Genomic DNA, 17818 nt, shown 5'->3' with positions numbered 1-17818 from the left:
ACAGTAATTAGTCAAGATATTTAACGAGAATAATTGCTCAGACCGGGTGTAACTCTATCGATTTTTTGTACTTTGCATATCCCTCTATTGAACGAGTGTGGAGGCTTAAATATCTTTTTTGTTAATAATCCCCGGTTGTACCAATGAAGTTATACATCAAGTTTATGGTGAGCCTGCGATGTAAAATGATCGTTAAAGAGGAGCTGTTAAAATTGGGTTTAAAGTACGTAGCCTTAGACCTGGGAGTAGTGGAGGTGTTGCAGGACATTCGCCCGGAACAACAGGCTCAACTCAAGTCCAACTTAATGAAATCCGGTCTGGAGCTATTGGATGATAAGAGAAGCATCCTGATTGATAAAATAAAAAATGTGATCATTGAGATGATCCATTACTCAGACGAACTACCCAAGGTGAACTATTCGGATTACATCAGTGAAAAGTTGGGGTATGACTATACCTATCTTTCTAATATCTTTTCGGAGGTGAAGGGCATGACTATCCAGAACTTTATCATTCTCCATAAAATAGAGAAAGTGAAAGAGTTGCTCCTCTATAATGAATTAAACCTTACCGAAATCTCCTATAAACTTCACTATAGCAGTGTAGCCCACCTCTCCAATCAATTTAAGAAAGTAACCGGACTTTCGCCATCCTTCTATAAACGGCTCAGGGAAAAGCGGATGAGCAATCTTGAGCACCTTTGAGCTGTCTCAACTGAGTGAGATAAAGTAGCTTCACTTTAAATAGGCCCCTCATAAAAAATAAAATTTACCCAGAAAATGGATATCCTTGCTTTTATTAGTGTTTATAAAATTTGAATTTAAATTAAATACACAACCTCAAATACAGGGATTTCATTTAATATTGAGGATTGACTTAAATTTCCAATATTTTAAGACCAAATTTTATTCCTTTATCTTTTTGCTTGATCAAAAAGATACAAAAAATCAAGACAAAAAGATGCTTCCACGCTGCAATTCAACGCGCTCCCCGCCTTTTTGTCGACCCCCCGCTCATTCTAGCAAATTTTATTTGGTTTTCAGGCATGGTAGTATTTATCAAGAGTTTCCTCAATAACACCTTTTAAGCCAGAATAAAGCCCTTTTGGGGATCAATACGTAGGGGTTTCTTCAGGTAATCAGTGATATCTGTAACTAACACTTTTTCCTGTGTAACTATATTGGGGGCAAAAGGAACCACCTTTGTCTTTATAATAAATTACACTTTTTAAACAAATACTATGAAGTTTCAAAAAATAATGCTGGCAATCATGTTGCTACCTATTTTGATTTTTACCAATTGCAACAATGACGATGAAAACAACCCCAACCCTGATGCCACCTTGGTATCATCCAGCACACCAACACAGGATGCTGAGGAAGTAAATATAAACACAACTATAGAATTCATGTTTAACCAGGACATGGATCCAACCACTATTAATGCAACCTCTATTATATTATTGGCAGGAACAATCCCTATCACAGGAGAGGTTTCCTATTCCAATAAAGTAGCTACATTCACCCCTTCTGCTGATCTTGCATTTAGTACGGTATATACCGCTAATGTTTTGATAGCAGCTAAGAGTGCATCAGGAGTTGCAATGGAAACGGCTTATGTATTAAGCTTTACTACAGAGGCTGAAGTGGATGGCTCGGCACCATCTATCAATACTACTGACCCATTGAATAATGCGACCGATGTTATCCTTAATAAGACGATATCCATATTATTTAATGAACCAATGAATCCTACTACCATTAATGCAACCACATTTATGGTGAAAGACGGAACAACAGGCGTTTCAGGTAGCATAAATTTTGCGGGAACCACTGCAACCTTTACTCCGGCTGTTAACTTTGAGGCAAATACTGACTATACAGTTACGCTTACAACAGGAGCGAAAGATTTGGCAGGTAATGCGTTGGAAGAAAATACCACAGTGGATTTTACTACGGGAGCAACTGCCGCAGTATTACCTATAGTAGATTTGGGTACAGCAGCTAACTATGTAATTCTTGCTAAAACAGCTATCAACAATAGCTCAACTTCAGCCATTGTAGGCGACCTTGCTTTGAGTCCTGCAGCTACTTCGTACATTACAGGTTTAGCCCTCACTGACGCAACAGGTTATGCTACTTCAGCACAGGTTACAGGGAAAGTATATGCCTCTGACATGGCCGATCCTACCCCGGTTACCCTTACAACTGCCGTGGAGAACATGATTACTGCTTATGATGACGCGGCCGGAAGACCAACTCCGGATTTTGTGGAATTGGCGACAGGGAATATTGGAGGCCTTACCCTTACCCAGGGTTTGTATAAGTGGACCAATACAGTTACTATAGCTACTGATATAACTATAACAGGAACTGCTGATGATGTTTGGATTTTCCAAATCGATGGTGACCTTACCCAAGCTGCTGCCGTTAATATCATCTTGAGCGGTGGTGCGCAAGCTAAAAACATCTTTTGGCAAGTGGCCGGGGAAACAACTATAGGAACTACTTCACATTTCGAAGGAAACATCCTTTGCATGACAGGTATTACTTATTTAACAGGTGCTACTATGAACGGACGTGCACTTGCTCAAACAGCTGTGATCCTGGATGCTAATACCATTACAGAATTGTAAGAAACCTAAGTTTCACAATCATTTTAAAGGCCACTCTAACTCTGTTAGGGTGGCTTTTTTGATTACACCTCATTTCGATTTTTAAATCAGATAAGGGACAATAATTCCCCATAAAATCTTTTTTGCATGGCTGTAAGGAGGCTTTGCATCAATGTAAGATGTCCATGCATGACTGTAAGATGCCATTGTTTCAATGTAAGAAGGCCTTGTTGTGCTGTAAGATGGCTTTGTTTGACTGTAAGCACTCATTGTTTCATTGTAAGAGGAGCTTGTTTGAGTGTAAGATGTCATTGTTTGAGTGTAAGAAGGCTTTGCTTTACTGCAAGGGGGCATTGTTGTTCAGTTTACACCCTTTAAGCCCCTGTTTTTCTATCATTTCTGCTTTTCTCGTACTTTTTTGCCAACACGACTACCTATATATAGGTATTTTGCATCGCCTTTCGATGAATAATTTGGATTTGAAAGAGGGAGGGGGTAGGTTGTAAACTTTAAAATAGTGACACATTAGTGTTACTATATCTTAATATAGGGAGTATAGTGACAACTTTTGTGTTACTACCCGATTGTTATCTACAAAGTTGTTTTTCAACATGAATAAAAAAACACCGGACATTCTGTACAAATATCGTAACTGGACTGCAGAATTTGAAAAAAGGACAATTACACATCGTGAATTTTACTTAGCAAATCCCAATTCTTTCACAGACGAATATGATTGCAGTATTCCACTGGACTTCGAATCTGTTACCACAGAACAAATTCAGAAAAGGTATTTCGAATTCTCAAAAAAGAATAATCCTGACTACAGTAGAGCAAAACACCGAGCCTTTGCCAGATCTTGGACAAAAAAAGGGCTATTGAAGAACAAGAATAGAGTTAAGGAAATCGAATCAGAGTATTTTGAAATATTTGACAAACTATCTGGTGTTCTTAGTTTGACAGGTTTCCCAAATTTAATGAGAATGTGGGAAGAATATGCATCTGACCATCAAGGTTTTTGCATCGGAATTAAATCAAAATATATGCTTGAAAATTCTGATATCTTTGGATCGTGTGGACCAGTGATTTACGATGAAAAACTTCCTTCTATATCACCATTATATGATCCTAATCAAAAAATTAAATCGTTTACAGACCAAGTCTTCCGTAAATTAACAAAGTGGGACTTTGAAAATGAATATCGCTTTTTCAAAATTAGAAAATATGGACTTTCTAATCAAGAAAGAAAAATTATGGTTGATCCAGAAGCTATTTCTGAAATAATACTTGGATCAAATATGATAGACACACATAAAGAGGAAATACGAAATATTGCCAAAAAAGAATTACCGTTTACAAGCATTTTTCAAGCTGAAATAAATAATGACAGAATACAGTTTAAAGACTTGTGAACAAAAGTAGATAACAACATATAAAACCCATTTGCTAACCACCCTGTAGCAAAGTGTCTGATAATTAGCCCGTAATTTATGCTTGCTTTTCATAGCTGGCAACCAAAGATATTGCGCTGGTCAAGTTTGGTGCCTAATTATTTTGAGATTTTGCAATTAATGAAGTGTATCAGTTTGCGGAGAAAGCATAAATTACTACTTTCAGTATTTCATAGCCTAGTATAGCAAACGGGTTTTATACAGGCGTTGTGTGGCATAAAAAATGACAGGCAGATATTTTAAATCAGAATTCGACTCGATAATAAAGGAAGTAATCACACCGAATTTTAAGGCAAAAGGCTTTAAGCAATCGCTATCATCAACCATTACAATGAAATATAATTTCTCACTTGACGAATCAGACTTACTAACTCACCAACTTTTCCTGGTCTCCACTTCAAAACCAGCTATTTGGAGACGAAGAAAAACCTGGTTATTTACAACGATCACGTTTCTAGCCTTAGCAGGTCTATTCTATCAGCTTTCGAATAAATTTCTAACAAACTATTTTATAGGAATTGGGATTATATGCCTACTTTTTTATCCGCTTTACTCTCGTTGGAAATATAAAAAGCATTATTTGAGACATATTAAGGAACATATGTCAGGTTCAATCGATAAACTAACAACGTTGGAATTTCAGGAGGATTTTGTCTATGGAATAGATGAGACTAACTCAGAATCAAAGATAAATTATTCCACAATTGAATCATTTAATGAACTCCCTCAACATTTTTTGCTGCGGTTAAAAGGCGGACAAGCACTCATTTTACCAAAGCACAAAATAGTAGAGAAGGAACAACTTCGCTCAGAGATATTGGAAGTAACAAAGAAATTAGGGGTGGAGTTAAAAAATTATACAAATTGGAAATGGAGGGGAAGCTTAAAATAATACGTTCACCATTTTAAAGTCAATTTTAATTCAAGCTACAAATAACAACGATCATTTAAACTGCTCTGATCAACGAATATCATTACAACAAATGTGATAAATAAGAACTTTGCAAGTGCTGAATTTCCTTAAAATCCACAGTTTATCAAAATAAGATCAATGAGTTGATCTTATTTTATATCGCCCTACTCCAAAATTTCTTTTACCCTGCCAACCTCTCCGGTCTCCAGCATTACTTTTATTCCATGTGGGTGAAAAGCAGATTTCGTGAGAATCTTTTTAACGATTCCATTGGTTAATTCCCCCGTTCTCTGGTCTTGTTTCTGAACAATTTCCACTTCCAGACCTATTTTTATCTCGTCTTGATTTCTTCCATCAGGCATATACTAACAATTTGGTTTGTTTAAGAGACGCAATTTAAACCATTTTCATCCTAAAAGTCATCATTTAAGCTAAAACAAGCCTCCAAAGGTTCAACTGTTATTACCGACAATGGCAATGAGATAAAAAATACTTAAATTTCGATCACAGTTGTGATTCAAGTGCTTTCTGTTCAACCAACATAATGAAAGGCAGAAGCTTCTGACAATAATAGAATTAATGAGTAGCAATAAAATAGAATTAAGAACTGTCAACGTAACGCGCTATGTTACCCCACTGCGAGAAGGCGGTTCTATGCCTGCCATAGTGGAGGCAGATGACGGCTTTTTATATGTGATTAAATTTCGTGGAGCCGGCCAGGGTACCAATGCATTAATCGCTGACCTGATAGGTGGGGAACTGGCACGTGCCATTGGTATGCAGGTGCCGGAATTAGTTTTTATGAATCTGGCAGAAGGTTTTGGCCGCAGTGAAGGCGATGAAGAAATTCAGGATCTTTTAAAATTTAGCGTAGGTTTAAACTTAGGAGTACATTATTTATCCGGAGCAATTACTTTTGACCCGGCAGTAACGACCCTTGATCCTTTGACAGCTTCAAAAATACTTTGGCTGGATTGCCTACTGACAAATATTGACCGCACCCACCGCAACACCAATATGCTGATCTGGAACAAAGAGCTTTGGTTGATTGATCCGGGCGCCTCACTTTATTTCCATCATAACTGGAGCAACTGGAAAGCACATATTATGACTCCTTTTTCTTTGGTGAAAAATCATGTTTTACTCAAACAGGCTACGCAACTTGAGGAAGCAGATAAAATTTGCAAGGAGCTGTTGACAAAGGATTTACTGGAAACCATTGTTGGTTTAATCCCTGTAGAGTGGTTAAATGAGGAAAGCCTTTTTGATACCAAAGAGGAGCAACGAAATGCTTACACCATCTTTTTAAGTACGCGGATACAACATTCAGATATTTTCATAAAAGAAGCACAAAATGCACGGAAAGAACTTATTTGATTATGCAGTGATTCGCCTTGTACCGAGGGTAGAGCGTGAAGAGTTCCTGAATGTTGGAGTAATAGTATATTGCAAAGCAGAGCAGTTTTTACAAGCTAAATATGTATTGGATGCTCAACGCTTGCTTACTTTATTTCCTGAGATAGACCTTGAGGTAGTAAGTGCCAATTTAAAGGCAATGGAGCAAATTTGCATGGGCAGTAAAGCAGGTGGCGCTATTGCAGCTTTGGATAAAGCATCCCGCTTTCGTTGGCTGACAGCAACAAGAAGCACAATTATTCAGTTTTCAAAAGTACATCCCGGCTATACGGATAATGCCTCTCAAACATTAGAAAAATTATTTGCAGAATTGGTTTTGTAAGGAGTCATCTGTGGTATTCAGTTAAGTGTGCTGTGGAGATTTAGAAGCCGAGAAATTAAAATGGACTTCGAATCAGGCCATACCCTCATCAATACAAGATAAAAACCAAAACCCTTGGCTGGACAGGTCGTTTTTAAACAAAAGCCTGCATTATGAAAAAATCAGCCTCCATCCTATTGCTTTCCCTCTTTTTCTGGATCACCGGCTGTGGAGGAGAGCGTTCATCTGAGTCAGCTACTAAGCATGAAAATGATTCCCTTCAAATGGAAGAGCGATCTGCCGGTGTACAACAAAACAATAGCCCGAAAATAAAACCCGGTCACATTGTGATGATGGTGAGCGATTTGGATCAGTCTCAGCAGTTTTATGAAGAACACCTGGATTTTCACACCAATGAGGAAGTGGTTTATGAGGGGCTTAGAAGAATATTTATGAGTGCTTCCGACAGTCATCATGAGTTGGTTTTGCTGGAGTCAAGAGTGGCAGAATTTCCCCATAAAGATGAACGACAACTGCAGCAAGTGGCATTTGAACTTTCCAGCCACGATGTACTTGTAGATTATTACCAACATATCAAAGAAACGGATATTCCTTATGTGATAAAAGACAACCAGGTGAGCCTGTCTCTCTACTTCCCCGATCCTGATGGGGTAACCGTAGAACTTTATTGGGATATTACGGAAGAGCCATTCGGGGAGAAAAAGTGGGGAGGTAATCAGGAGGATATATCAGAAGCAGCCTTTCTGAATCCTTATGAGGAGATGGAGAAATGATTTTCTCTCTGGGCTTTCCTTTCATAATGAATGACATTTAGCTTTAAATAAGTCTTCAGTTCCTCTTCTATATTTTGATTACTTGCCTCCATAAAAAATGAATAATTCGCTAAACCTCAAAGTTTTTGTATTTTTAAAATGGTAACTTATACTATGACGGACAAATTTGAGCGTTTTTTGTACACTACTGCCATACCAGAAACTATTGGAAGTGATTGGATAAGATGAATTTGAAAATATGGTAACAGAACAATATCCTAAAGTTTATTTGTACAGACGAATAGTTCAGGCAAAACTTTTCATCGACAAAAACTATGCTGACAAAATAGACCTTAGCAACATTTCGGATGAAGCTTATTTTTCTAAATTTCATTTTATTCGTCTCTTTAAATCCATTTATGGGAAAACCCCACATCAATATTTGAAATATGTGAGGATTGAAAAAGCGAAGGAACTCTTGAATAATGAAGCATCTGTTACTGAAGTTTGTTATTCAGTTGGCTTTGATAGCGTTTCATCATTTAGCGGGCTTTTTTCAAAAATAGTAGGCATATCGCCTTCAATGTATTTAGCTCAAAAAAAGCAAACAAAAGAGAAAATAACCAAAAACCCTCTTTCGTTTGTGCCCGGCTGTTATGCCTACCAACATGGCTGGTATGAAAAATAGCAATTTTGAAGAAGCCGGTATTAGAATCATTGTTGAAGTTTACAGTGAGTTTAACATAAAACAGAAACAACAATGATTACTAAAATGACTGTTACCAACATTCATGTTATAGACCAGGACAGCGCCTATGACTTTTATGTAAACAAATTAGGCTTCAAAGTGGTAGATGATATTCCTATGGGACCGGACTCACGTTGGCTTACTGTCTCGCCACCGGAACAACCTGACTTGCAATTAGTGCTTTTTCCTGTAAAGGTGAGCAAAATGTTTCCCAAAGAAACCGCTGAAACATTAATTGACCTAATCAAAAAAGGAATATTTGGCTGTGGCGTATTAACCTGTAACGACATTTTTGCCACTTATGAAGAGCTGAAAGCCAAAGGGGTAGAATTTATAAAACCGCCCAAAAAAGAATTCTACGGAACAGAAGCATTGTTCAAAGATGACTCAGGAAACTATTTTTCATTGCAACCTCTAACCAATTTTGACAATGAAAACGATATTTGACAACCAGCTTAGGGAAGAATTGATTGTACGAATCAACTCATTAAACAATGACCATACAGCTCGGTGGGGGAAAATGAATCTTTTTCAAATGGTAAAGCATAACACCTATTGGAATGGATGGATTTTGGGGAAAGACAATCATACCTATAAGCAGGCTTTTATGGGTAAAATATTCGGGAAAATGGCCCTGAAGAGAATGATAAAGAATGAAAAACCATTGGATAAAAATATTCCTACATCCTCTCAATTCAAGGTGCAAGAAACGAATGGAGATTTGGAAGCAGAAAAATCAAAATGGATTTCGTTGACAAAAGCATATGAACAATATGATAACCCAGACTTTATTCATGATTTTTTTGGAAAAATGACCAAGGAACAAATCGGCATTCTAGCATACAAGCATTCTGATCATCATTTGAGGCAATTTGGAGTGTAAAAAACATAGATGGCTGGCATGAAAAATGGCAATTTTGAAGAAGTCAGCATTAGAATCATTGTTGAAGTTTACAATGAGTTTAACATAAAACAGAAACAACAATGATTACTAAAATGACTGTTACCAACATTCACGTTATAGACTGCAAATGGGATAGTTTTAGAAAATACGCTACCTTAATTTCTTAAGATAGATCAAGGGTCTGTTGGCAATAATTAGTAGAACTTTGTAATTAAACTTAAAACCTAAACAATGAAAAGGATATTATTGGTAGCTGCATTCTTCACTTTTATTATTTTAAGCTCAAATGCACAAATAGATAGCGGGTCATTATTTATTGATCCTGAAAAGGGAAAGAACACGAATATCGGCACAGAAGAATCCCCCATTCAATCGTTGTTTGAAGCAAGTGAAAGGCTAAACAAAGCCAATGGAAGAGGTGCTGTTACAATTTATCTTTCTCCTGGTATCTACGGATTAGATGCCACAGTCACTTTCCATCCAGTAAACTGGCATTTCACAAGAGAAGAAAGATTGACCATTCGCTCCACAGTAAACCCCGATGATGAGGATTGGAATCCAGGAAAAATGCCGGTTATTGTTTCTACCATGCCACTCAATTTCAAACCATATGGAAAGCCAGACCCGATTGGAGGTGCGTCTTATGGCATTCAGATTGAAACTAGCCATGTCACCATTCAGGGCTTAAGGATTCTGGGTTCACCCGTACATGAAACCCCTGAAGAAGGATTAGTTCGTAGAAATTATCCGATAGTGCGTGAAGGCGAGCATCTGGACGACCTAAGAATCACTCAATGTTTATTTATTGGTGACAGACATGCTATACCCAATCATGTGGGGGTGCTGGCAAGCGGCCAGGGCATTGTGGTGGATCATTGTATATTTTACAAAGTAAAAGATGCGGTTGTTTTTTGGCAATCAGAAGAACCAGCAAAAGATAGTGAAATGCATCATAACCTGATCATTAGTAATTACGGAGCAGCCGTTTGGTCATGGACGCTTGACGAAGATTTTAAGTATTATAACAATGTGGTAACAGGTGCCAACATTTTTTGGATTCTGGATAAAGATGAAAAAAACACCTTCACTATTTCTAACTCAATGGTGGTGGGATATGATCAACTGGTAAATAAAGGTGGTGGAGCTAGTGGTTTTGGTGAAAAAGGCAACCAGAAAAAATTAAAGCTTTCAAAAGATGTGATAATAAAAAAGGAGGGGACTCTCCAGATTGTTGAAGATCTCACGAGCAAGTATTATTTACATATTAAACCAGGCACAGAAGGCTCAAATTTGAAAGCAGGATTATTTACCAAATAGCCCATTATGGAATATAAAGGGTACTCTTGATAAATACCTTGAACTCTCTAAACCAATAAAATTTGCTCGGAGAGGGCGGGTAGGAGGACAAAAAGGCGGGGAGGGTGTTGGATTGTAGCGTGGAAGCATCTTTTTGTCTTGACTTTTTGTTTCTTTTTTGTCAAGAAAAAAGAAAGTGAAATTTAGAAACGAAATACGAAAAACGAAATACCACTTTATTACGAAGGATATATTTTTTGAGGTTTTTAATTGCTAAAGAATTTTAATGAAATGTTATCTAGGAACCATAAGGAAGTATTTAAATGCAAAATAAATTATCATGAGAAGCCTATTTAATATAATATTGTGAAAATGAAGGCAGTTGTACTCTACCAGCCCGGGAATCCGGAAAACTTAATTATTGAAGACCGACAAGTTCCTGAACCTGAAAAGGATCAGGTTTTGGTAAAAGTAAGGGCATTTGGCCTAAATCGTTCTGAAATAATGACACGTAAAGGCTATTCTCCATCAGTGAAATTCCCCAGAGTCTTAGGAATTGAGTGCGTTGGAGAAATAGAAAAAGACCCTACCGGTAAATTTCAGAAAGGTCAAAAAGTAATGGCTTTTATGGGGGAAATGGGTCGGGCATATGACGGAGGCTATGCAGAATTCACTGTACTTCCCGGAAGTATAATTTATCCAATTCAAAGCACTTTACCCTGGGATATTTTGGGTGCCATTCCTGAAATGTTTCAGACCGTACATGGCTCTTTGTTTCCAGCATTAAACATTCAAAAAGGTGAAACCCTACTCATTAGAGGAGGCACCTCTTCAGTTGGTTTTTTGGCCATACAGGTTGCCCAAAAACAAGGACTCAAAGTAATTGTAACTACTCGGAACCCCAATAAAAGAAAAATGCTTTTAGAAGCCGGAGCTTCTGAGGTACTGATTGATGAAGGTAAACTACAAGATCAAATCAGATCAATTTATCCTGAGGGAGTGGATAAGGTGATGGAATTAGTTGGGGCAAAAACCTTACAGGATTCTGTGCAATGCGTAAAACCAGGCGGTACGGTCTGCATGACTGGCATGCTTTCTGAAAGTTGGTCTATTCCGGATTTTGCGCCAATGGAATTTATCCCAGCAACTGTTCGGTTAACCATTTATGACAGTGGACAGATTAAGAGTCCAGTTAAGGATTTTCAAACCTTTATTGATTCCTTAGAGGCTGAGGAGTATCAACTGAAGATTGGTAAAGTATTTAAAACGGATCAAATAGCGGAGGCTCACAGGCTTATGGAAGCAAATATGGCTAACGGTAAAATTGTAATTGTCACTCAGCATTAGGAATCAAATCTCGTTTTTAACAGATTCTAATGCACTTTCGATTAGCTAAGACAATATGCTCATAAGAAAGATTTAGAAATCATGTATTTAAATTCTTTTATGTGGAAAGAGCTTATGTAACTGCTTTTAAATTCACATTTTTGTTTATCTTAAACTTTAAGAGATTTACCGGGTATCATTACCCAAAAGCTGAATTCATACATGGACAAAAACGATTTAATCTTTACACAAATACAACCTCTGCTTAATTATTTTACGGAACTTATTCCTTTAAACGCAGAGGAGCAACATTTGGTGATTGAGTTGTTCAAACCAAGGCTTTATAGAAAAAGGCAGTATGCTTTGCAAGAAGGAGATATCTGCAATCAGTTTAACTTTGTGGTGCGTGGCTGCCTCCGCATGTACAAGGTGGACGATAAAGGCAATACACATATCTTGCAATTTGCTTCTGAAAATTGGTGGATTAGTAACATTGGAAGTTTTCATGAGCGTAAACCTTCGGGGCTGAATATTGATGCGCTTGAAGACACCATGGTATTGCAAATAAGTCATGAAAATTTACTTGCCCTTTACACCCAGGCCCCTAAGTTTGATCGTATTTTCCGTGTGTTGATTGAAAATAATTTCGTCTCACTTCAAAAGCGATTGCTACAAAACATAAGTTCTACTGCAGAAGAAAGGTATTTATCATTTCTGGAAAATTATTCACATCTCTCCAACCGCCTCCCACAAACCCAAATTGCTTCATTTTTGGGCATCACGCCAGAGTTTTTAAGTCGCTTAAGAAACAAGCAGGCTAAAAATTCTTAAACTACATCAATACTATTTCTTGATGCAGTTCATTGTAATAAGGCTCCATTCCGATGAACCTTTGCATTATCAATTTATAAATAAATTCAATAAGAAATAGTATGACAACAAAATCAAAAGTAGCGGTTATTGGCTTAGGAAATATAGGCAAAGTAGTCGCCCAAAATTTAGTAAAAGGTAATCAACCTGTAATTGTGGCTGGCAGAAAACATGAGAATGCTAAATTACTGGCACAGGAACTGGGAAGCCTTGCAACTTCCGCTGAAACTGCCGAAGCCATTAAGACAGCTGATATCATTATTCTATCAGTTTGGTTCAATACCATACAAGACCTGTTTAAACAGTACGCTACTGAACTGCAAGGAAAAATCATTATTGACCCTTCTAACCCTATTGCACCGGACGAAAATGGTGGCTTTAAAAAAATCATTGGTGAAAAAGAATCCGCTGGACAATTGAACGCTGCAATATTGCCCAAAGGAGCCATTTTGGTAAAAGCATTTGGCACATTGGGAGCAGCTTCTTTAGCCAGCGCAGCATATCAATCACCAGAGAAATCTGTATTGTTTTATGCTTCTGATGACGCAACTGTTGATGCAAAAGTGGAACAACTGATACAAGACAGTGGCTTTGATGCAGTGAAAGTAGGTGGTTTAAATCAATCAATTCGCATTGAAGTATTTGGTGACTTGCATGAATTTGGGGCTTTAGGAAAAGCCGTAAACGCAACCGAAGCAAAATCAAAAATTTAATTCAATTACATAACCCAATGTCGATTAGTTAAGACATACTTCCTTCTCCAATCGGAGAAGGATTAAGGATGAGGCATTAACAAATGCTTAACTAAACGACATTGTCAAATAATCAATTTTAACAATTTAAATAATAATAAAAATGAAAAAATCAGTAACTAGCTTTTTAGCTACCGTATCAATATTGTTGTTGGGAACTACTGCCTATGCACAATCAAAGGAAAAAGTTGCAGTAGAAGAATTGATTCATACTTATTTTGATGCATTAAATTCAGGCGATGCAGAAAAAGTAACATCTTTATTTACAAAAACAGGCGTATTACTTGCGCAGGGAGCACCTACTGCTACAGGGAGTGAACAAGTAAACGGAACCTTTCAATATGTTTTTGATAATTTTAGTTACGACTTAAAAGTGAGTATTGGAGAAGTAATCGTGCAAGGTAAATATGCAATTGTAAGTTCCACTTCAACAGGATCATTTGTGATTAAAGCGTCAAAAGAAAATGTACCAGCAGACTTTCGTGAAACCTTTATTCTGCAAAAAGAAAAGGGTGATTGGAAAATCGCAAGCTATATGTACAATCAACCGAAATAAAATTATTGAACCACTCAACAAAGTATTCCTATTTGATATAGGAATACTTTGTTTTTTTAAAAGAATTAAAAATTATGAACGAATTGGAAATAACAACTAAAGAAGTATTAATGCATCATTTAAATGCATTTGGCAGCAATAATTTGGATGAAATCATGCTGGATTATACAGAAAATTCAACCCTGTTGACAGAGAACGGACCGCTAAAAGGACTAGGTAAAATCCGAGGATTTTTTGAGGAAATCTTTAAGTTGATACCTACAGGTGCTGAATTTCAAATGAAACAGCTAACGGTAACAGAAAATGTGGCGCACATCATTTGGGCTAGCAAATCAGATTTAGCTGAAATCCCTATGGGTTCGGATTCCTTCTTTTTTGAAAACGATAAAATTAAGTTTCATACCGTTGCCACTTTTATTAGCAATAAATAATACAAAGCACTATGTCAGCAGCAACAGAGAATAATAAAAGAAAAGTTACCACGCACCGTTTGAAAGAAATGAAAAGTAGGGGTGAGAAAATCTCCATGCTTACTGCTTACGATTATTCAATGGCTTCCATAATTGACCAGGCCGGCATGGACGCTATTTTAGTGGGTGACTCTGCTTCAAACGTAATGGCAGGAAATGTGACTACCTTACCGATGACACTTGATCAAATGATTTATCACGGCAGTTCGGTAGTGAAAGCAGTAAAGCGTGCTTTGGTGGTGGTAGACATGCCATTTGGAACCTGTTCGGGCAATCCGGAACTTTCATTGCAAGCTGCCATCAGGATTATGAAAGAAACAGGGGCAGACACCTTAAAAATTGAAGGTGGGGAAGAAATCATTGAAGACATCAGGAAAATTGTGGATGCAGGCATTCCTGTAATGGGGCATTTGGGTTTGATGCCTCAATCCATCAACAAATACGGCACCTATACTGTAAGAGCTAAAGAAAAAGCAGAGGCTGAAAAGCTAATCAATGATGCTTTGCTATTAGAGAAAGCAGGTTGCTATGCAGTTACTTTAGAAAAGATTCCGGCAAAATTAGCAGCAGAAATTACCGACAAATTATCTATCCCCACAATTGGGATTGGCGCTGGTGCTTTCACAGACGGACAAGTATTGGTAATGCATGATATGTTGGGCATTAACAAAGATTTTTCGCCCAAGTTTTTGAGACGATATTCAGACTTACATGCAACTATAACCAATGCCGTTCAAAACTATATTGAAGATGTAAAGAGTCAGGATTTTCCCAATGAAAACGAGTCTTATTAAGGTAGGTTTGCTTATTTTAGGGTGGAAAGTAACCCAAGGTAAATAAATAAGCAGGTATTCCTCAATATATGATATAACACAAATAAATATAGGAACCGATGACTTGAAATTGAGTAAGGAACTCATTTTTGAGGTTTTTGAACCGATAAAATTCAATTAACGGCTTTTCAAACGAATAAAAAATCAGGTATTAAAAGCGAAGCCGGCCTCTACTCCGGCTTCACTACTTTTACTATTCTTTTGCCTTATTAACTACCTTCAGCAATTTACCATCTTCTTCATCTGTCAGCAGATATAGCTGACCATCCGGGGAAATTACGGCTTTTCTTAGCCGGACTCGGTCATTAATAAATAGCTCCTCAGCGGCAATTAGCTCTTTATTTTCTATTATTAAACGCCATAAATTCCCTTTGCTAAGGCCGGGAACAATAAGGTTACCCTGCCATTGGGGGAATTCTCTTCCCTGGTAAAATGTGAGCCCTGTTGGCGCTATAGTATGATCCCATGAATAGACCGGTTCTTTGAAAATAAGATCATTAGGTACCTCCGGCTTATAATCTTTAGTGCGATATCCTCCTGTAGTTTTATAAGGCCAACCATAATTTGCTCCCTTCTCAAGCAGGTTCAATTCATCCCCCTGAAAAGTTCCATGCTCAGTAAACCATAAATCCCCCGTTGCAGGGTCCTGAATAATGCCTTGAGCAGCACGTATACCAACAGCAAACAATCCTGGAGCAGCATTTTTACCAAAGTCAGGATTATCTTTTGGGATAGAGCCATCCGGATTCAATCTTATAACTTTCCCCCTTTTGTCACTTACATCCTGAGCGGTGGGTAAAGCAGGATTTAAATGCTCGTAAAAATTTCGCTCTCCGGTGGTGATGTACAATTTTCCATCCGCACCAAAAACCATCCCTCCCCCATAATGGAATAATCCATGAGAGTAAGGCCCTGCTAAATATAAAGTCTCCACCTCAGTTAATTTATTCCCTGTCAATTTGCCTCTTACTATTTTCAGCGCACTTTCCTTCGCTTTATTTTCTGCCGCGTAAGAAATATATAAATAAGAATTATCCTTAAAATCAGGATCAAGCAATATCTGGAACCATCCGGCATTAAAGCTGTGCATTTTCCCATGCGCCCGGAAAGGGAAAATACCATTCGGATGTTTTTACAGTATCAATTTTAATAGCTCTGGCCACATCATGAGGTAAGCCGGAAATGGGTAATCTGTTACCCGATTGAAGGTTTACTCTTAAAAGAGCTCCATCCTTTTCAGCGATAATCGCTTCCTCGGCAGACAGGAAGGCAATGCTCCAGGGACGGTTCAACCCCTCCAATACTACTTCTTTTGCAGGCTTTGGCACCATCTCGGCAGGGCTTTTCGGAATAGGCGCTGCAGAAGTACATTTGGAAACAATTTTCCATTCTCCCCTGATTTTTTTCAGCAACAGAAGATCGTTGTACCGATTGCCGAAGAAAGGAACATCTACCTGCAATTGGGCAAATGCCGCATCTTCCACAATGTGAATATTAACAATTTTATTAATCCTGTTATTCTTAGTACCTGGTTCGCGCCTACTGTATAAGGATGCATAATATTCCGAAGTCATATGAAAGGCCGTATCTGTGCCATTGTAAAGAAACATGCGGGTATCAGGAAAGAAAGCAGCATTGATGGAATCAGGATAATTATAGGTAGTGCCTACAATGAATTTCTGAATAGTCTGAGTGATTTGCTCATGATCAGTTTGTGCAAAAGCTGAGGTTTTTGCCAATAGTAAAAGCAATAGGGTAAGTTTTAGAATCTTCATAGTATAAGTTTTTTTATACAAGCTTACAGCAAAAGGATGGGGATGTCTTAAATGCAGGCTTTTGAGTCCTTCGGAATGATCAATCCGAAGTTGTTTAGGATTAAACAGCCTTTTGAAGCCTGTTTTTGTAGTCTGCTGGTGTGCAGTTTTCTATTTTTTTAAAAGCTTCATAAAAAGAAGAGTTTGAGCGAAAACCGGCTTCGTAACCTACTCCTTCCATTGATAGTTCAGGGCGGTTCTCAATCAATTTCTTAGCTTCATTAATTCTATACTCTCTCAGGAACTGAGTAAAGCCATGCTTATGGTGCTTGTTTAGTAATTGAGAAAGCGTTTGACGATTCACTGACAAAGTAGTGGCCAAATCTTCCAACTTTAAATCCCGTTTAACAAAGGGCTTATTTATCTTCATATGAAGATGCAAACGTTCCAAAAGTTGATCTCCTCCCTTCACCTTGCTGTTCTTTAATTGCAAAGTAAAATTACCCGAGGAAAGTAATATGCTGCCTAGCAGGTAATAAAGCACTAATGAAAAAATGAGTGCTCCCCATATATAGGTAAACACTCCAAATAATGCAATCTGATAGGTAATAGTAATAGAGAGAATGGCAATAGTCATTACAGTAAGATAATGTTGTTCTTTAGACATCCGACTGACTGAAAAGCCGGATTGCCTGAGAACCTTAACATATTGCACCTGTTTTGTGCAACGCGTGACCCAAAATTAAATTTTCATATTCAATAGCCATTCCTGCTCCTGAGTGGGCTTCAGGATTTTGGTTTTTATCTCTTTAGATTTGGGGAGAGTGTATTTTAGTTGCTT

General features: G+C 37.7%; 22 protein-coding genes. 17 read left to right on the top strand and 5 right to left on the bottom strand.

Annotation, left to right across the window (positions count from 1 at the left end):
• The first annotated feature begins 143 nt into the window (after window positions 1-143).
• The gene (locus JKA74_RS18750; protein ID WP_201432781.1) at window positions 144-704 is read left to right on the top strand and encodes a helix-turn-helix domain-containing protein; all 561 of its coding nucleotides are present in this window, start codon (window positions 144-146) and stop codon (window positions 702-704) included.
• Window positions 705-1240: 536 nt separating this feature from the next.
• Window positions 1241-2635 carry an ice-binding family protein gene (locus tag JKA74_RS18745; RefSeq protein WP_201432780.1) on the top strand — a complete coding sequence of 465 codons (1395 nt, stop codon included), beginning with the start codon at window positions 1241-1243 and terminating at the stop codon, window positions 2633-2635.
• Between the two features lie 81 nt (window positions 2636-2716).
• Here the strand turns inward: JKA74_RS18745 and JKA74_RS18740 are convergent, their stop codons facing one another.
• On the bottom strand, window positions 2717-2926 hold the full coding sequence (locus JKA74_RS18740; protein ID WP_201432779.1) for a hypothetical protein: 210 nt from the start codon (window positions 2924-2926) through the stop codon (window positions 2717-2719).
• A gap of 299 nt (window positions 2927-3225) precedes the next feature.
• Here JKA74_RS18740 and JKA74_RS18735 point away from each other — a divergent pair, with 299 nt between their 5' ends.
• The gene (locus JKA74_RS18735; RefSeq protein ID WP_201432778.1) at window positions 3226-4026 is read left to right on the top strand and encodes a DUF2971 domain-containing protein; all 801 of its coding nucleotides are present in this window, start codon (window positions 3226-3228) and stop codon (window positions 4024-4026) included.
• A gap of 262 nt (window positions 4027-4288) precedes the next feature.
• Window positions 4289-4957, top strand: a complete 669-nt coding sequence (locus JKA74_RS18730; RefSeq protein ID WP_201432777.1) for a YcxB family protein — start codon at window positions 4289-4291, stop codon at window positions 4955-4957.
• Between the two features lie 185 nt (window positions 4958-5142).
• Here JKA74_RS18730 and JKA74_RS18725 read toward each other — a convergent pair whose 3' ends face one another.
• Window positions 5143-5340 carry a YwbE family protein gene (locus JKA74_RS18725; RefSeq protein ID WP_201432776.1) on the bottom strand — a complete coding sequence of 66 codons (198 nt, stop codon included), beginning with the start codon at window positions 5338-5340 and terminating at the stop codon, window positions 5143-5145.
• 217 nt (window positions 5341-5557) lie between these two features.
• Between JKA74_RS18725 and JKA74_RS18720 the strand changes: the two genes are divergently transcribed.
• The 13 genes from JKA74_RS18720 to panB all read left to right on the top strand — a co-directional run bounded on the left by JKA74_RS18720 (window position 5558) and on the right by panB (window position 15184).
• A complete protein-coding gene (locus JKA74_RS18720; RefSeq protein WP_201432775.1) occupies window positions 5558-6355 on the top strand; it encodes a HipA family kinase in 798 nt (265 codons plus the stop codon).
• Window positions 6333-6716 carry a DUF3037 domain-containing protein gene (locus JKA74_RS18715; protein ID WP_201432774.1) on the top strand — a complete coding sequence of 128 codons (384 nt, stop codon included), beginning with the start codon at window positions 6333-6335 and terminating at the stop codon, window positions 6714-6716. The genes JKA74_RS18720 and JKA74_RS18715 overlap by 23 nt, the downstream gene beginning before the upstream one ends.
• 152 nt (window positions 6717-6868) lie before the next feature.
• Entirely contained in the window at window positions 6869-7489 is a 621-nt protein-coding gene (locus JKA74_RS18710) for a VOC family protein (RefSeq protein WP_201432773.1), read from the top strand.
• A gap of 238 nt (window positions 7490-7727) precedes the next feature.
• Entirely contained in the window at window positions 7728-8156 is a 429-nt protein-coding gene (locus tag JKA74_RS18705) for a helix-turn-helix domain-containing protein (RefSeq protein ID WP_201432772.1), read from the top strand.
• 72 nt (window positions 8157-8228) lie between these two features.
• On the top strand, window positions 8229-8663 hold the full coding sequence (locus JKA74_RS18700) for a VOC family protein (RefSeq protein ID WP_201432771.1): 435 nt from the start codon (window positions 8229-8231) through the stop codon (window positions 8661-8663).
• Window positions 8647-9099, top strand: coding sequence for a DUF1569 domain-containing protein (locus JKA74_RS18695; protein ID WP_201432770.1), 453 nt, complete (start codon window positions 8647-8649; stop codon window positions 9097-9099). The genes JKA74_RS18700 and JKA74_RS18695 overlap by 17 nt, the downstream gene beginning before the upstream one ends.
• 252 nt (window positions 9100-9351) lie before the next feature.
• The gene (locus JKA74_RS18690; RefSeq protein WP_201432769.1) at window positions 9352-10437 is read left to right on the top strand and encodes a right-handed parallel beta-helix repeat-containing protein; all 1086 of its coding nucleotides are present in this window, start codon (window positions 9352-9354) and stop codon (window positions 10435-10437) included.
• A gap of 351 nt (window positions 10438-10788) precedes the next feature.
• Window positions 10789-11763: a zinc-binding alcohol dehydrogenase family protein gene (locus JKA74_RS18685; RefSeq protein ID WP_201432768.1), complete on the top strand. Its 975-nt coding sequence runs from the start codon at window positions 10789-10791 to the stop codon at window positions 11761-11763.
• Between the two features lie 201 nt (window positions 11764-11964).
• The gene (locus JKA74_RS18680; RefSeq protein WP_201432767.1) at window positions 11965-12573 is read left to right on the top strand and encodes a Crp/Fnr family transcriptional regulator; all 609 of its coding nucleotides are present in this window, start codon (window positions 11965-11967) and stop codon (window positions 12571-12573) included.
• Window positions 12574-12674: 101 nt separating this feature from the next.
• Window positions 12675-13325 carry an NADPH-dependent F420 reductase gene (locus JKA74_RS18675; protein WP_201432766.1) on the top strand — a complete coding sequence of 217 codons (651 nt, stop codon included), beginning with the start codon at window positions 12675-12677 and terminating at the stop codon, window positions 13323-13325.
• Window positions 13326-13467: 142 nt separating this feature from the next.
• Entirely contained in the window at window positions 13468-13920 is a 453-nt protein-coding gene (locus JKA74_RS18670) for a YybH family protein (RefSeq protein WP_201432764.1), read from the top strand.
• 74 nt (window positions 13921-13994) lie between these two features.
• Window positions 13995-14351 carry a nuclear transport factor 2 family protein gene (locus JKA74_RS18665; RefSeq protein ID WP_201432760.1) on the top strand — a complete coding sequence of 119 codons (357 nt, stop codon included), beginning with the start codon at window positions 13995-13997 and terminating at the stop codon, window positions 14349-14351.
• A gap of 11 nt (window positions 14352-14362) precedes the next feature.
• Window positions 14363-15184, top strand: coding sequence for a 3-methyl-2-oxobutanoate hydroxymethyltransferase (gene panB, locus JKA74_RS18660; RefSeq protein ID WP_201432759.1), 822 nt, complete (start codon window positions 14363-14365; stop codon window positions 15182-15184).
• A gap of 232 nt (window positions 15185-15416) precedes the next feature.
• On the opposite strand, the gene JKA74_RS18655 is transcribed toward panB, so the two are convergent.
• The 3 genes from JKA74_RS18655 to JKA74_RS18645 form a co-directional block, all read right to left on the bottom strand.
• Window positions 15417-16313 carry a PQQ-dependent sugar dehydrogenase gene (locus JKA74_RS18655; protein WP_201432758.1) on the bottom strand — a complete coding sequence of 299 codons (897 nt, stop codon included), beginning with the start codon at window positions 16311-16313 and terminating at the stop codon, window positions 15417-15419.
• Window positions 16300-16998, bottom strand: coding sequence for a nuclear transport factor 2 family protein (locus JKA74_RS18650; protein ID WP_201432757.1), 699 nt, complete (start codon window positions 16996-16998; stop codon window positions 16300-16302). Before JKA74_RS18650 ends, JKA74_RS18655 begins: the two co-directional genes overlap by 14 nt.
• A gap of 100 nt (window positions 16999-17098) precedes the next feature.
• Complete coding sequence (locus JKA74_RS18645; protein ID WP_201432756.1) at window positions 17099-17644, bottom strand: helix-turn-helix domain-containing protein; 546 nt, start codon at window positions 17642-17644, stop codon at window positions 17099-17101.
• Window positions 17645-17818: the final 174 nt, after the last annotated feature.

It is taken from the genome of Marivirga aurantiaca (assembly GCF_016679925.1).
Classification (GTDB): Bacteria; Bacteroidota; Bacteroidia; order Cytophagales; family Cyclobacteriaceae; genus Marivirga; species Marivirga aurantiaca.
This window is presented reverse-complemented; position numbering and strand designations above follow the sequence as displayed.

Excerpts from the sequence above, each read along its gene's own strand:
- JKA74_RS18690 (WP_201432769.1), top strand. The coding sequence starts at position 9,352 with ATGAAAAGGATATTATTGGTAGCTGCATTCTTCACTTTTATTATTTTA.
- JKA74_RS18705 (WP_201432772.1), top strand. The coding sequence starts at position 7,728 with ATGGTAACAGAACAATATCCTAAAGTTTATTTGTACAGACGAATAGTT.
- JKA74_RS18735 (WP_201432778.1), top strand. The coding sequence starts at position 3,226 with ATGAATAAAAAAACACCGGACATTCTGTACAAATATCGTAACTGGACT.
- JKA74_RS18680 (WP_201432767.1), top strand. The coding sequence starts at position 11,965 with ATGGACAAAAACGATTTAATCTTTACACAAATACAACCTCTGCTTAAT.
- JKA74_RS18665 (WP_201432760.1), top strand. The coding sequence starts at position 13,995 with ATGAACGAATTGGAAATAACAACTAAAGAAGTATTAATGCATCATTTA.
- JKA74_RS18730 (WP_201432777.1), top strand. The coding sequence starts at position 4,289 with ATGACAGGCAGATATTTTAAATCAGAATTCGACTCGATAATAAAGGAA.
- JKA74_RS18650 (WP_201432757.1), bottom strand. The coding sequence starts at position 16,998 with ATGAAGATTCTAAAACTTACCCTATTGCTTTTACTATTGGCAAAAACC.
- JKA74_RS18685 (WP_201432768.1), top strand. The coding sequence starts at position 10,789 with ATGAAGGCAGTTGTACTCTACCAGCCCGGGAATCCGGAAAACTTAATT.
- JKA74_RS18695 (WP_201432770.1), top strand. The coding sequence starts at position 8,647 with ATGAAAACGATATTTGACAACCAGCTTAGGGAAGAATTGATTGTACGA.
- JKA74_RS18745 (WP_201432780.1), top strand. The coding sequence starts at position 1,241 with ATGAAGTTTCAAAAAATAATGCTGGCAATCATGTTGCTACCTATTTTG.
- JKA74_RS18700 (WP_201432771.1), top strand. The coding sequence starts at position 8,229 with ATGATTACTAAAATGACTGTTACCAACATTCATGTTATAGACCAGGAC.
- JKA74_RS18710 (WP_201432773.1), top strand. The coding sequence starts at position 6,869 with ATGAAAAAATCAGCCTCCATCCTATTGCTTTCCCTCTTTTTCTGGATC.
- JKA74_RS18675 (WP_201432766.1), top strand. The coding sequence starts at position 12,675 with ATGACAACAAAATCAAAAGTAGCGGTTATTGGCTTAGGAAATATAGGC.
- panB (WP_201432759.1), top strand. The coding sequence starts at position 14,363 with ATGTCAGCAGCAACAGAGAATAATAAAAGAAAAGTTACCACGCACCGT.
- JKA74_RS18715 (WP_201432774.1), top strand. The coding sequence starts at position 6,333 with ATGCACGGAAAGAACTTATTTGATTATGCAGTGATTCGCCTTGTACCG.
- JKA74_RS18670 (WP_201432764.1), top strand. The coding sequence starts at position 13,468 with ATGAAAAAATCAGTAACTAGCTTTTTAGCTACCGTATCAATATTGTTG.
- JKA74_RS18740 (WP_201432779.1), bottom strand. The coding sequence starts at position 2,926 with ATGACATCTTACACTCAAACAAGCTCCTCTTACAATGAAACAATGAGT.
- JKA74_RS18720 (WP_201432775.1), top strand. The coding sequence starts at position 5,558 with ATGAGTAGCAATAAAATAGAATTAAGAACTGTCAACGTAACGCGCTAT.
- JKA74_RS18655 (WP_201432758.1), bottom strand. The coding sequence starts at position 16,313 with ATGCACAGCTTTAATGCCGGATGGTTCCAGATATTGCTTGATCCTGAT.
- JKA74_RS18645 (WP_201432756.1), bottom strand. The coding sequence starts at position 17,644 with ATGTCTAAAGAACAACATTATCTTACTGTAATGACTATTGCCATTCTC.
- JKA74_RS18725 (WP_201432776.1), bottom strand. The coding sequence starts at position 5,340 with ATGCCTGATGGAAGAAATCAAGACGAGATAAAAATAGGTCTGGAAGTG.
- JKA74_RS18750 (WP_201432781.1), top strand. The coding sequence starts at position 144 with ATGAAGTTATACATCAAGTTTATGGTGAGCCTGCGATGTAAAATGATC.